This window comes from Micromonospora humida (assembly GCF_016901255.1).
GTDB lineage: Bacteria > Actinomycetota > Actinomycetes > Mycobacteriales > Micromonosporaceae > Micromonospora > Micromonospora wenchangensis.
The window spans coordinates 285,138-298,110 of the sequence record NZ_JAFEUC010000008.1 but is presented as its reverse complement, the minus strand read 5'-3'; the positions used below and the strand labels follow the sequence as shown (position 1 = coordinate 298,110).

9 protein-coding genes are annotated in these 12,973 nt (G+C 74.9%); 4 read left to right on the top strand and 5 right to left on the bottom strand.

Annotated features, from left to right (window positions below; all coding sequences use genetic code 11):
• The first annotated feature begins 11 nt into the window (after window positions 1-11).
• Together JQX11_RS18520 and JQX11_RS18515 are read left to right on the top strand one after the other, a co-directional pair.
• Window positions 12-1,196 (top strand): DUF58 domain-containing protein, encoded by a 1,185-nt coding sequence (locus JQX11_RS18520; RefSeq protein WP_204926200.1) that lies wholly within the window; start codon window positions 12-14, stop codon window positions 1,194-1,196.
• Complete coding sequence (locus tag JQX11_RS18515) at window positions 1,172-3,511, top strand: transglutaminase TgpA family protein (protein WP_372444607.1); 2,340 nt, start codon at window positions 1,172-1,174, stop codon at window positions 3,509-3,511. The genes JQX11_RS18520 and JQX11_RS18515 overlap by 25 nt, the downstream gene beginning before the upstream one ends.
• Before the next feature lie 51 nt (window positions 3,512-3,562).
• Here the strand turns inward: JQX11_RS18515 and JQX11_RS18510 are convergent, their stop codons facing one another.
• Together JQX11_RS18510 and JQX11_RS18505 are read right to left on the bottom strand one after the other, a co-directional pair.
• Window positions 3,563-4,372 (bottom strand): SDR family oxidoreductase, encoded by an 810-nt coding sequence (locus tag JQX11_RS18510; protein WP_204926198.1) that lies wholly within the window; start codon window positions 4,370-4,372, stop codon window positions 3,563-3,565.
• A gap of 1 nt (window position 4,373) precedes the next feature.
• Window positions 4,374-5,393, bottom strand: coding sequence for an LLM class F420-dependent oxidoreductase (locus tag JQX11_RS18505; RefSeq protein WP_204926197.1), 1,020 nt, complete (start codon window positions 5,391-5,393; stop codon window positions 4,374-4,376).
• A 134-nt stretch (window positions 5,394-5,527) separates the two neighbouring features.
• Between JQX11_RS18505 and JQX11_RS18500 the strand changes: the two genes are divergently transcribed.
• Window positions 5,528-6,742 carry a low temperature requirement protein A gene (locus JQX11_RS18500; RefSeq protein ID WP_204926196.1) on the top strand — a complete coding sequence of 405 codons (1,215 nt, stop codon included), beginning with the start codon at window positions 5,528-5,530 and terminating at the stop codon, window positions 6,740-6,742.
• 158 nt (window positions 6,743-6,900) lie between these two features.
• Here the strand turns inward: JQX11_RS18500 and JQX11_RS18495 are convergent, their stop codons facing one another.
• Window positions 6,901-7,632, bottom strand: coding sequence for a maleylpyruvate isomerase N-terminal domain-containing protein (locus JQX11_RS18495; protein WP_232378088.1), 732 nt, complete (start codon window positions 7,630-7,632; stop codon window positions 6,901-6,903).
• Complete coding sequence (locus JQX11_RS18490; RefSeq protein ID WP_204926195.1) at window positions 7,620-8,507, bottom strand: phosphatase PAP2 family protein; 888 nt, start codon at window positions 8,505-8,507, stop codon at window positions 7,620-7,622. The genes JQX11_RS18495 and JQX11_RS18490 overlap by 13 nt, the downstream gene beginning before the upstream one ends.
• A 227-nt stretch (window positions 8,508-8,734) precedes the next feature.
• Here JQX11_RS18490 and JQX11_RS18485 point away from each other — a divergent pair, with 227 nt between their 5' ends.
• Window positions 8,735-9,340 carry a DUF3159 domain-containing protein gene (locus JQX11_RS18485; RefSeq protein ID WP_204926249.1) on the top strand — a complete coding sequence of 202 codons (606 nt, stop codon included), beginning with the start codon at window positions 8,735-8,737 and terminating at the stop codon, window positions 9,338-9,340.
• A 368-nt stretch (window positions 9,341-9,708) separates the two neighbouring features.
• Here JQX11_RS18485 and JQX11_RS18480 read toward each other — a convergent pair whose 3' ends face one another.
• On the bottom strand, window positions 9,709-12,606 hold the full coding sequence (locus JQX11_RS18480; RefSeq protein ID WP_204926248.1) for a glycoside hydrolase family 48 protein: 2,898 nt from the start codon (window positions 12,604-12,606) through the stop codon (window positions 9,709-9,711).
• Window positions 12,607-12,973 lie beyond the last annotated feature (367 nt).

Here is a 12,973-nt window from a genome sequence, read left to right as displayed (position 1 = left end):
GCGGGCCGGGCGTGGGGCTCACCGCCCGGGGTACCGGGCTGCTCGTCGCCGCGACCGCGTTGCTCGGCGCGGGGTTGCGGTTCGCGTACCCGGAGTTGGCCGTGCTGGGGGCGGCGGGCGCGGTGGCGGTCGGGCAGGCGGTGCTGGTGGCGGCCCGCACGCCCCGGCTGGTGGTGTCCCGCACCGCCGACCCGGACCGGGTGGCGGTGGGCGAGCCGGCCCGGATGGCGCTGACCGTCCGCAACGCCGGGCGGCTGCGGGTGGGCAGCCTGCTGGCCGAGGACCGGTGCGCGGGCCGGCCGGTGCCGGTGCCGGTGGTGCGGCTGCGTCCCGGCCGGGACACCGGCCTCTCCTACGACGTGCCGACCCGTCGACGCGGGGTGCTGCCGGTGGGGCCGCTGCGGGTGACCCGCCGCGACCCGCTGGGCCTGTACGCCGCGACCCGCGCGTACGGGCCGACGGCGGTGGTCCGGGTGCATCCCCGGGTGCACCCGTTGACGGCGGTGCCGACCGGGGCGGGACGCAGCCTCGACGGGCGGGTCGACGGGGTGCCGCACGGGTCGATCACCTTCGACGCGTTGCGGGAGTACGTGGTCGGCGACGAGCTGCGTCGGGTGCACTGGCGGACCAGTGCCCGGGTGGGTGAGCTGATGGTGCGGGAGAACGTGGACACCAGCCTGCCCCGGATCGTGGTACTGCTGGACAACCGGGCCGCCGCCCACCCGGACCGGTCCGGCGGGGTGGCCGCGTCGTTCGAGGCGGCCTGCGAGGCGGCGGCGTCGCTGGTGGTGGCCGCGTTCCGGCAGGACCTGCCGGTGGTGCTGCTGCTGGTGTGTCCGGCCGACGACCGGACGGCCGACCCGCCGCTGGACCGGCTCGCCGCGGTGACCCTGACCGACTTGCCGGGCCGGCAGCCCGTCGGCGCGACGACGGGGGACCGCGACGGTGCGGCGCTGGACGCGACCCTGACCCGGCTGCGCGCCGACCGGCCGGGCGACACGCTGGTCTTCCTCACCGGCCCCGGTGGCCGCGACGACGTGGGGCGGGTCGGCGCGCTGCGTGGGGCGTACCCGTCGGTGGTGGTGGGGGTGTTGGGGGCGGTCGGGCCGACGCCGACGGCGGCCGGGCCGGTGGTGCTCGACGCGGTCGACGGCGCGGCGTTCGCCGCCGCGTGGGACGCGACCGGCCGATGGTGACGGTGACCGAAAGGCCTGATGCCGCCCGACCGGACCGGGCGCGGGCGGGTGGCCCGGCCGGCGGTGGGCCGGGCCGGGCCGTCGTGCGGGTGCTGCGGGCGGCCGTGGTGCCGGCGACGCTCGTCGCCGCCATCGCCCTGGCCGGCGTGGCGCTCGACCGGGTGTACGCCGGTGACCTGCTGACCCGCCTGGTGTGCGGCGCGGCCCTGGGGGCGGTGCTGGTCAGCGTGGCCGCCCGCCGGTTGCCGTCCTGGCAGGTGGCGCCGCTGTCGGTGGCCGCCATGCTCGGCGCGACGGCCTGGTCGGTGCGGCTCGCCGCCGCACACGCCGACCTGCCGGGCGGCTTCCTGGACGTGGCGGCCGACGCCGCCGCCAACGCGGTGCCCCGGCTGCTCACCGCGATGATCCCGGTCGAACCAGCCCCGGACACGGTGCTGGTGCCGGTGGTGGCCGCCTGGTTGGCCGGGCTGGCCGGTGCCGAGGTGGCGCTGCGGGCCGGCCGGGTACTGCTCGGTTTCCTCCCGGCCACCGCGTCGTACGCCGGTGCCGTCTACGTCGTCGGCCCGAACGCCCCACCGGCGGTCGGGGCGTCGGTGGTCTTCGCCGGGCTGGTCGCGCTCGCCCTGGCCGCCGGCCGGACGCCGGGTGACGACCCGGTCGCCGGGCTGCCGCCGGCCGTTCGCGGCCCGGTGCGGGTCCGGGCGACGGTGGTCTCCGCCGCCGGGGTGGCGGTGGTGGTCGGGTCGGCGGCGCTGCTCGGGCCGGCCCTCGCCGGCCGGATCGACGACCGGCCGGTCGACCCGCGCCGCTACGTGCCGCCGCCCCGGGTGGAGTCGTTGGACGAGAACCCGCTGATCCGGATCTCCGGCTGGGCGTTGGAGCCGCAGCAGGAGCTGCTGGACGTGTCGACGCGGGCCCCGGGCGACGGGCCGACCACGATCCGGCTGGCCGTGCTCAGCGACTACGACGGGGTGACCTGGCGGGTCGGGGCGACCTACCGCACCGCCGGTCGGGTCCTGCCCGGCGGTGACCCGCAGGCGGCGGACACCGTCCGGCAGGAGATCACCGTGGCCGGGTTGACCGGCCGGCTGCTGCCCGCGGTGGCCACCCCCCGCACCGTCGACGGGGCCCGGGTGGCGTACGACCCGCAGAGCGGCACGTTGATCCGGCCGGAGGGGCTGACCCCGGGGTTGACGTACACGGTCACCTCGGCGCGGGAACGGCTGGACGCGAACCTGCTCGCCACCGCCGATGTACCCGCCGGGGCGCAGGTGGCCCGGGTACTGCGGGTACCCGACGGGACGCCGGAACGGTTGCGCCGGCTCGCCACCCACCTGGCCGAGGAGAACGGCGCCCCGTACGCGCGGGCGGCGGCGGTGGAGCAGTTCCTCGCCGAGCACTACCGGCTGGTGGCGGACGCGCCGAGCGGGCACGCGTACCCGAACCTGGAGTTCTTCCTGTTCGGGCCGCGCGGTGGCGGCGGCCAGCGGGGCACCTCGGAGCAGTTCGCCGCCGCCTTCGCGGTGCTGGGCCGGTTGACCGGCCTGCCGACCCGGGTGGTGGTGGGGTTCACCGCCCGGGGTGACGGGCCGGTGCGGGCCGCCGACGCGTACGCCTGGCCGGAGGTGCTCTTCGCCGGGGTGGGGTGGGTGCCGTTCGACCCCCGGCCCCGCCCGGACACCGCGCCCCGGCCGGTGGAGGACGACTTCCGGCCGGCCCCGCCGAGCCCGCCGCCGTCGGAGGTGCCCGAGCCGACCGCAACCCCGTCGGCCACCCCGCCGGCGGTGGCCGCACCGGGCCGGACCACCACCGGGGAGCGCGGCGGGCGGACGCCGTTACTGCTGGGTGCCGGTGCCGGCGGGTTGCTGCTGCCCGGGGTGGCCCTCGGGGTGCTGGCCTGGCGTCGTCGGGCGCAGACCCGCGCCCGGTTGGGCCGGGGTGACCCGGGGACCCGGGTCGGCGGCGCGTGGCGGCACACCACCGACGCGCTGCGGCTGTCGGGACGGCCGGTCGGCGGGGACCTGTCCGCCACCGAGGTCGCCGACCGGGCCGGGCACGCCCTCGCCGAGGACACCGCCCGCGCCGCGGGTTCCCCTCCCGTCCCGGACACCGCCCGCGCCGGGGACCCGGGGCTGACCGAGTTGGCCGGGCTGCTCAACCAGGCGGCCTTCGCCCCCGGCACGCTGACCGACGCCCAGGCCGACCGGGCCGGGGACATCGCCGTCGCCTACGCGACGGCGCTGCGGGCGGCCCGCCCCGGCTGGCGGCGGCTGCTCTGGTCGGTCCATCCCGGCCCGCTGCGCTGGCCCCGCTGACCGGCCCACGGCGCGGAACCGGAGCACTGTGGAGTGCCGGGACGGGGCCGGTTACGCGGGGGGTGGACCGGCGGCGCGTAGTCGGCGGACCAGTTTGCGCAGGCCGGCCTGCCAGCCGTCCGGGTCCTCGGCGCGGCGCAGCGCGTACCCGGCGACCTCGGGGTGGGGCAGGATGAGGAAACGCTCCTCGGCGAGCCCGGCGACCGCGGCGTCGGCGACCTGGTCGCCGGTGAGCACCGGGCCGGAGGCGGCGATCACCCGGGCGGCCAGGTGGCCGGTGGCCAGCCCGTCGGCGAGCATCGGGGTGTCCACCCCCTGCGGGCACAGCGCGCTGACCCGGATGCCCTGGTCCCGGTAGGTGATCGCCAGCCACTCGGCCAGCCCGACCGCCGCGTGTTTGGTGGCGGTGTACGGGGCGTCGCCGACCGCGGTGAGCACCCCGGCCGCCGAGCAGGTGTGCATCAGGTGGCCGCCGCCCCGGGCCAGCATGCCGGGCAGCACGGCGCGGGCGGCGTACACGTGGGCGAGCACGTTGACCCGCCAGGCACGGTCCCAGTCGGCGTCGGGGGCGTCGATGCCGGAGCCGGTGGCCACCCCCGCGTTGGCGCAGAACAGGTCGATCCGGCCGTACCGTCGCTCGGTGTCGGCGACCAGGTCGCGGACCTGGCCCTCGTCGGCGGCGTCGACGGCGACCCCCCGGGCGACCGGGCCGACCGACTCGGCGACGGCGGCCGTCGCGTGGGCGTCGAGATCGGCCAGGACGACGGCGGCGGCCCCCTCGGCGGCGAACCGGCGGGCCAGCGCCGCGCCGATGCCACCCGCTCCCCCGGTGATCACCACCACCCGGTCGGTCAGGTTCATCTCAGCCCCGTTCCGCCGGCCGTCCGGCGTCCACCGCCGACGGCGGGCCCAGCCGGCTGATCAGCTCGCCGAGCGCGGCGGCCCCACCGGCGGCCACCTCCGGGGTGGGCAGCAGGGCCAGCACCGGCACGTCCACGCCCGCGTCGGCGTAGCGGCGGACCTGGTCGCGGCAGCGCTCGGGCGAGCCGTGCAGGATCAGCGCGTCGACCACCTCGTCGGGCACGGCCGCGGCGGCGGCCCGCCGGTCACCTGCCGCCCAGGCCGCCCAGACCGGGCCGAGCACGTCCTCCCGCCCCAGCCAGCGGTGGAACTCGGCGTACGCGGGGACGGTGAGGTAGCTGGTGATCAGCCGCCGGCCGAGGGTACGGGCGTAGCCGGCGTCCTCGGTGGGGCAGACGAAGATCCGGGCGACCACCTCGAAGCCGGGGCCGCGCCCGGTCAGCTCGGCGAGGGCCTGCGCGACGTCGTCGGCGGCCAGCCAGTTGAGGATCACCCCGTCGGCCTCGGCGGCGGCCAGCCGCAGCATCCCCGGGCGCAGGGCAGCCAGCAGCACCGGTGGTGGGCTGGCCGGCGGGCGTTCCAGGGTGAACCGACGCACCCGGAACGTGTCGAACGCCCCGTCGACCGTCTCGCCCCGCAGCGCCGGCCGCAGGAACCGCAGCAGGTCGCGGGTGCGCCGGAACGGCTCGGTGTACGGCACGCCGTTCCAGTCCCCCACCACCACCGGGGACGACGCGCCGATGCCGAGGGCGAACCGGCCCGGGGCGGCCTCGGCCAGCGCCGCCGCGCTCATCGCCAGCAGGCCCGGCCCCCGGGTGAAGACGGGGGTGATCGCGGTGCCCAGCCGCAGCCCGGGTTGCCAGGCGGCGGCCAGCGCCAGCGGGGTGAACGCGTCGGTGCCGTTGACCTCCGACGACCACAGGTCGGTGAAACCCGCCTCCGCCAGGGCCGCGTAGCCGGCGGCGTGCTCGGCGAGCGGGACGCCGGTCAGCGGCACGGTGAAGCCCCATCGGTTCGTCATCCGGTCGATCGTGCCCGCTCGCCCCGGCCGGAACAAGGCCGGAACCGGGGTGGATTCGGCGATACCCGCCGCCGGTGCCGCCCGGGATGTTACGAACCCCTGGTGGGCCGGGCCGACGGCGACTGCCGACGAGCATGACGGGCGGCGACGGGGCCGCCCCGCTGCGGCGTACCGGAACGGCCCAGCGGGCCACGTTCCTGGAACTCTTCTTCGACCTGGTGTACGTCTTCGCGCTCACCCGGATCTCGTTCCGCGCCTTCGAGGACCTGGCCCTGGAACCCGGCGGCACCACCGGCTGGTCCCCGGTCACCGGGGGCGTCAAGACGCTGCTGCTGCTGCTCGCGCTCTGGGCCGTCTGGCAGGGCACCGCGTGGACGACCAGCCGGTACGACCCGCACCACAGCTGGCTCCAGCTCGTGGTGATCACCGCCCTGGTCGGCAGCATGGTGATGGGGGTGGCGATCCCCCGCGCATTCACCTCCACCGGCCTGGCGTTCGCGGTGGCGTACGTGGTGACGCAGGTGTCCCGCCCGGGTCTGCTGCTGCTGGCCCTCGGCAGCCACGAGTACCGGCGGCTCAAGCTGCGCATGCTGATCACCTTCGGCGCGACCGGGGTGCTCTGGCTGACCGGGGCGTTCCTGTCGCCCACCCCCCGGGGGCTGCTCTGGGCGTTGGCGCTGGTCGTGGAGTACCTGGCCGCCCGGTTCGGGTGGCCGGTGCCGGGGCTGGGCCGGTCGAGGGCGAGCCGCTGGGACGTCGCCGGGGAGCACCTGGCCGAGCGGTACCAGCAGTTCTTCCTGGTCGCGTTGGGCGAGACGATCCTGGTGGGAGGGCTGGCGTACAGCACGGGCCCGTTCGATCCGGCCCGGACCGGCGCGTTCGCGGTGGCGCTGGTGACCTCGGTGCTGCTGTGGCGGATCTACGTGCAGCGGGCCGGGCAGGTGCTCGCCGAGGCGGTGGTGCGGTCCCGGCACCCGTCGGACACCGGCCGCTCGGCGGCGGACACCCACCTGGCGATGGTGGTGGGGCTGGTCGGCACGGCGATCGGGTACGAGCTGACCATCGAGCATCCGCTCACCTCCCCGGAGGCGGCGTGGGTGGTGCTGCTGGTGGGCGGTCCGGTGCTGTTCCTGCTCGCCCGCGCCCGCTTCGAGTACGAGGTCTTCGGCCGCGTGTCGCCGTCGCGGTGGCTCGCGGCGGCGCTGCTGGTCGTGCTCTTCCCGCTGCTGCTGCACGTGGTGCCGCTGGTCTCCGCCACGGTGGCCGCGCTGGTGCTCGGCGGGGTCGCCGCAGCCGACGCCCGCCGGGCCCGGGGTCACCCCCCGGAACCGGCCACCCCACCCCTCTAACCCCCGCCCCACCCCCCGCCCCGTGATCAGCCCGCCCGCCTGAGTCCGGTGATCAAGAGGTTTGCGTCAAGTCTGATCATCAAGCTGACGCGAACCTCTCGATCACCGCGCGCAAACCTCTTGATCACCGGGCGCGGTGGGGGGGTGGGGTTGGGGGGTCAGCGCTGGGTGGTGAGGGACAGGTGGGGCCAGGGGTGCGCGGTGATGATCCGCCGCTCGGCGGGAGTGAGCGGGGCGCGGCCGGTGGTCTTGCGGACCAGGGTGAGGCGGTCCCAGCCGAGCCCGTCCGGAACCGGACGTCCCCCGGTGAACAGGTCGGCGACGACCCGCGCGGCGGCGGGGGTGAGCCACGGCCCGCGGTGCAGCGCCACCGCCAGGTCGAGCCCGTGCACGCCGACCTCCACCACGCGGGTCACCAGGAACTCGTGCACCGTCATCGGGTCACCGTGGCGGGTGCGGACGACCCGGTCAGCCGGCTGCGTCCGCACCGCCGCGTCGGTCGCCCGCCAGGCGGCGGTGAAGGCCGCCGCGGTCGCCGCCGCCTCCGTGGACCCGGTCGGGGTGGCAGGACCGCGGGCCGCCCGTCGGGCGTCGGCGATCCGGTCGGCGTCGACCTGCGGGGTGAACTTCGCCGGGCCGAAGTAGCCGGCGGCGTCCACCTCGGCGCGCGGCGGCGCGGGCGCGGCGAGCATGTCGACCAGGCGTCCGGCACCCGTGCGGACGTGGGCGACGAGGTCCCGGACCGCCCAGGGCGGGCACGGGGTGGGCCGGTCCAGGTCCGCGTCGGTCAGCGTGGCCAGGACCACGGCCAGCCGGACGCACTCGGCACGGAACGCCGTACCGGCCAGGGGCACCAGGTGCCGACCCCGGCCTCCGGTCAGCCCTTCCAACGGGGTACCAGGCGGTGCACGGAAAGCAGCACCAGCGCCGCCACCACCCCCATGGTGCCGGCGATCCCGGCGGCGCTGCCGGCGTACCCGATGAACAGGGTGCGGCGGGTCAGCTCGTCCACCGGCGTCTGCTGCTGGTCGAGCAGGCCGGACAGGGCCAACCCGCAGCCGAGGACGGCGAGCAGGCCACCGATGCCGAGCACACTGGCGGCCACCTTGTGGGCGTCGTCGGGAGCGACCTGCGCCTGCTCGTGCTGGAACACCAGCAGCAGCAGGCCGGCCAGCGCCGCCCACACCCCGACCACCAGGAAGGCGGCGACCGCGTCGCTGGGCCGGTGCCAGCCGGCGGAGAGGGTGGCCACCCCGGCGACCGCGGCGTACGCGGCGCCGAGGAACGCCCCGAGCACGCGCACCTTCGCCGGCAGCACCAGGATCAGCGCCAGCGCCACCGAGGCGGCGATGGTTGTGTGTCCACTGGGCAGGCTGTTGCCGACCGCGTCGCGTTGCGGGTCGATGCCGAGCGCGGGCCGGTCGATGACGTACTTGAGCACCTGGGTGGTGACGTTCGCCCCGGCGATCAACAGGGTGGCCGAGATGGCGAGCGCCTTGCGGCCCCGGATCAGGGCGATGAAGAAGATCACCACCATGGCCGCCAGCAGGGAGACCACCGACATGGCGTTGAGGATCCGGTTGACCAGACCGTCGATGCGGTCCTGGCCGATCCGGTTGCCGGTCAACGCGACGGTGTCGAGCCACTGCCCGGTCCCGGTGTGCACGGCGAACCGCCACACCAGCAGAAAGGCCGCCGTCTGGGCCAATGCCAGCACGACCAACCAGACCGCGGTCCAACCCCTTGCCGTCGCACGCACCCGCACACCGTAGCGGCACGCGCGGCACGTCGCGCGTGGGCCCACCGGGACGGTCCGGATACCTTGACACGGGACCACGGGAGGTGACGGTGACCGGCACACCACAACACGGACGACCGACCCGGCAGCCGCCGGACGGCACCCCGCCGACACCGCACGGGCCGGCCCCGCAGCCGGCGCCCGGGCAGCCCGCGGACGCCAGGCCACCGGACCCGGTGGAGTCGTTGGCCGGTCTGCTCGGTGGGCGCGGTGGCGCGATCGACGCGACCCTGCCGCCGGTGGCGTTCACCGTCGGCTGGCTGGCGACCGGACGGTCGGTCGTCGGCGGGGTGGCGGTGGCGGTGCTGGCCGGCACGGCGGTGGCGCTGTGGCGGTGGCGGCGCGGGGACCGCCCCCGGGCGGTGCTGATCGGGCTGCTGGCCGTGTGCCTGGCCGCCGTGGTGGCGCTGCGCACCGGCCGGGCGGCCGACTTCTTCGCGGTGCAGGTCTTCTCGAACCTCGCCAGCGCGCTGGTCTGGATGGTGAGCATCGTGGTACGCCGGCCGCTGCTCGGCGTGGTCGTCGGGGCGGCGCTGCGGCAGCGGGGGCGGTGGCGGCGCGACCCGGCGCTGTTGCGGGCCTACGGGCGGGGCAGCTGGGTGTGGGCGGCCACCTACGTGCTGCGGGTGGCGGTGTTCCTGCCGCTGTGGCTGGGCGGGCAGGTGGTCGCGTTGACCGTGGCCCGGGTGGCGTTGACCTGGCCGCTGGTGGCGGCGGCGCTGACGGTGAGCTGGGTGGTGATCCGCCGGTCGCTGCCGGCCGGTCATCCGGGGCTGCGGCACCCGGTGCAACCCGGGTGAGCCGGGACCGCCCGTTGCCGACGTGGGGCGCGGGGCGCGGGGCGCCGGGGCGCCGGGGCGCCGGGGCGCCGGGGCACAGACGTTGAAGGAGAGGCCGCCACGGGGGGAGCGGCCTCTCCGATCAACACGGTACTCCGTCATAGGGCGTCGCGTTATCCCGCGCGCGCTCTTTTTTCACCGCTTTCCCGCCGGGGCGGAAAGGGGGGATGGCGGGGTGGGCCGGCCGCTCCGCTGCGTCGGCCGGACGGTCGACCCACCCCCGGCCTGACCGTGGGAATCAGGCCGCCCGCCGACCGGGCTGTCCGCTCCCCCGGGCCCGGTCGGCCTCCGGGTGGGTGGCGCCGCGCCACCCACCCGGCAGGGTCAACTCACCCGTTCGGGAAGAGCATCCCGTAGTCCGCGTACGCCATGGCGATGTCGGACTGGGCCCAGAACCGGTGGTAGTTGAAGGTCGGCTCGGGGCCGCCCTTGAGGTACGCGTCGACCTTCGGCCAGTCCGGGTCGTTCTTGTAGAACGACCGGATGTCCAGGAAGCTCTTGCCGGCGGCGATGGTGTCACCGTTCGGCATCTTCCCGGTCCAGCCCGGCGGCACGTAGAGGCCCTGACCGTCGGCGGCGTTGTAGACGTCGTCGAACCGCTTGTAGTCGCCGCGGGTCTCGGTCGTCGACACACCCTTGCTGTCGCTGGCCGCCGAGAGCGCGTCCAGCAGACCCTTGGCGGTGGTCTTCGCCTGCGTGTTGCCGGACTTCGCCGCGTACGCGATCAGGGTCCGGGCGAGGGAGCCGGTGACGCCGACGTCCTGGCCCGTGGAGCTGACCTCGACGTGCAGGCCGGTGTTGGACGCCGGGCTGCTCGGGTTCCAGTTGGCGGGCTGGCCCGTCCACTTCAGCTCGGACGGAACCGCCCAGTTGGTGCCCAGCTTGGTGTTGGCGATCGCCCACGGCACCCACTTGTCGAGCAGCGCCTTGGCCTTGGTGTTGCCGGTCTCCAGGTACAGCTCGGCGATGCGCTGCATCGACCAGACCTGCATACCGAACCACTGGTTCGACGGCGGGTCGTTGTAGACCGGGTCGACGTCGTAGTACATGCCGTAGAAGGTGGCGGTGCCGGCCGGCGGCTGGGCGTAGCTACCGTCCCAGCTGTTGGTGGCGCCACCGGCGATGCCGCCCTCGGCGGACTGGAGCCAGGTGTAGAACTCCAGCTGCCGGTCGAGGCTCTTCTGCCAGTCGCCGACCGCGGTCGGGGACTTCGGCTTGAGCTCGTTCACGTTGGTCATCGCCCAGGCCGCGAACGGGTTCTGGTAACCGAAGTGGCTGTGGCTGGAACCGATCCGCCAGGACCAGCCCGCGCTGGCGTCGTACGCGCCGCCCCAGGCGTAGTACCAGGACAGCAGGTAGTGCGCCGAGTCCTTGCCGGTGCCGGCGGGGCAGGTGCTGGCCCCGACGCAGTTGCCGATCTTCTTGAAGTACTTGTCGTACATCGCGTACCGCAGGTAGTCGCCCATCTTGGCGGCCTTGGCCACGGTGGCCGCGACGTCGGCCTGCTTGCCCTGCGCCTTGGCCCAGGTCAGCGCCCAGTACGCGGCCTGCACGGCGCGGGCGTCGGCGTCCGGGGCGTTGGTGTACTTCCACTGCTTGGCCGGGGCACCCGAGTCCTTGACGAACAGGTCGAGGTAGCCGTACTGGCCGCCGTGCTTGAAGGTGTCGCAGGACGGCTGCGGGATGGTCTCCCACACCGACTCCTGCGTGCCACGCTGGAAGGTGTTGATGTACGCCGGCTTGGTGGTGCCGTCACCGCAGCGGCCGAAGCCGTAGGTGTTGTCGACGTCCATCAGCCAGTGCATGCCGTAGATGTCGCCGGTGCCGTAGGTGGACTGCAGCTCCGAGCGCAGCGGGTCCTGGCCGACCGGGACGCTGGCGTTCAGCGCCGACGGGTACTGGCTGGGCAGGTTGTACTCGGCGGCGTACTGCGGGGTGCCGGCGACGCCCGCGGTGGGCTGGTCGGCGTGCGACGGGATGATGTACTTCTCCATCACCGTCCAGGCGTTGTTGAACGGCGCCCAGTTCTGGGTCACCCGGCCGTAGTAGGCCTCCAGCCACAGCCAGTAGCTGAACGCCTCGGAGGTGGTCTCGTGGCCGTGGTCGGGGGCCTCGACGATCAGCGTCTCGATCGAGTGGTACGGCACACCCTCGGGGCTGAAGTAGCCCGAGTTCTTGATCTTGCCGTACTGGTCGAGGAACTTCGCCACGTAGGCGTTGTCGCCACCGGGGGTGTCGTTGTCGATCTCGGTGGCGGTGACCACCACCGAGGAGACCCCGGTGCCGGCCGCGGTGATGGTGGCGGTGCCACCGGCGGTGTCGGCGTCCTCAGCCGCGGCGACCGTGACGGTGACCCCGGTGTTCCAGTTGCTCGGGGTCAGCGTGACGCTGGCCGGCGAGACCGTGATGTCGGTGTCACCGGCACGGGTGATGGCGACCGGCACGTTGCCCGAGGGCGCGGCGCTGAGCTTGAGGTTGAAGGTGCTGCTGCCACCCTCGTTGACGCTCACCGCGGAGGGCGTGGCGACCAGCGCCGGGCCGGTGGCGGGGCTGACGGTGAACGACTTCTCCGACACGCCGATGCCGTTGGCGTTGTCGTACGCCTTGGCCTGGACCGTGTAGTTGCCGGACGGCAGCGAGGTCAGCGTGTACGCGTACGGCGCGGAGGTGTCGGTGTTGACCAGCAGGCCGTTGCGGTAGAACTCGACCTTGCTGATCGTCCCGTCCGGGTCGCTGGCGGTGGCGGTCAGCGGCACGTCGGCCGGCGCGGTGAACGGGCCGGTGGGCACGCCGAGGGTGACCGTCGGCGGCTGGTTGGCCGGGGTGCCGTTGCACGGGGTGCCGTTGAGGGTGAACGACGTCGGCTTCGGGTTGCTGCCCGAGTAGGAGCCGTTGAACCCGATGGTGGTGGAGCCGCCGGTCGCGATGTTGCCGTTGTAGGACTCGTTGGTCGCGGTGACCTCGCTGCCGCTCTGGCTCCACTTCGCCGACCAGCCCTGGGTGACCCGCTGGCTGCTGTTCGGGAAGGTCCACTTGAGCGACCAGCTGCTGAGCGCGTCGCCCAGGTTCTTGATGGTGACGTTCGCGGTGAAGCCGCTGCCCCAGTCGTTGGTGGCGTAGACCACGTCGCAGGCCGGCGCGGCCTGGGCCGCGCTGGCCGGCAGGCCCACCCCGCCGATGGCGAGTGCGGTGGCGGCGAGCATCGCCGTGCGGCGACGTCTTGCCATGAGTCTCATGTGCGCGGTGTCTCCTCGGACCGGGCCGGGGCTGCGGGCCCCGGCGGGGGCACCTCCACGCGCTGCTACAGGGGTGCGCGGGGGGACGGAGGTGCCGGAATGGTGGTCGGTCCGGCCGGTGGGCCGGGGCAGGGACGGGGTACGGCTCAGGCCGTCGTGCCGTTCCTTCGGGTGCCGTCCGGGAGACCCGGATGCCCTCGGCGACCCATCACTCGCGCGTGTCTGGCTCCGCTGCGTTGATTCGACAGTGTGCCATGGAAGCGCTCCCACGACAACTACCTCTGTCGAAACGCAGGTCGATGTTTCGATCTCGTTTAGGGGCTTTCACAAAGCCGTGACGGGCGTTACAGTCGCAGCA

What these genes read in the sequence shown, in the direction of transcription:
- JQX11_RS18480 (WP_204926248.1), bottom strand. Translation starts at nt 12,606, where the DNA reads ATGGCAAGACGTCGCCGCACGGCGATGCTCGCCGCCACCGCACTCGCC.
- JQX11_RS18505 (WP_204926197.1), bottom strand. Translation starts at nt 5,393, where the DNA reads ATGACGAACCGATGGGGCTTCACCGTGCCGCTGACCGGCGTCCCGCTC.
- JQX11_RS18500 (WP_204926196.1), top strand. Translation starts at nt 5,528, where the DNA reads ATGACGGGCGGCGACGGGGCCGCCCCGCTGCGGCGTACCGGAACGGCC.
- JQX11_RS18510 (WP_204926198.1), bottom strand. Translation starts at nt 4,372, where the DNA reads ATGAACCTGACCGACCGGGTGGTGGTGATCACCGGGGGAGCGGGTGGC.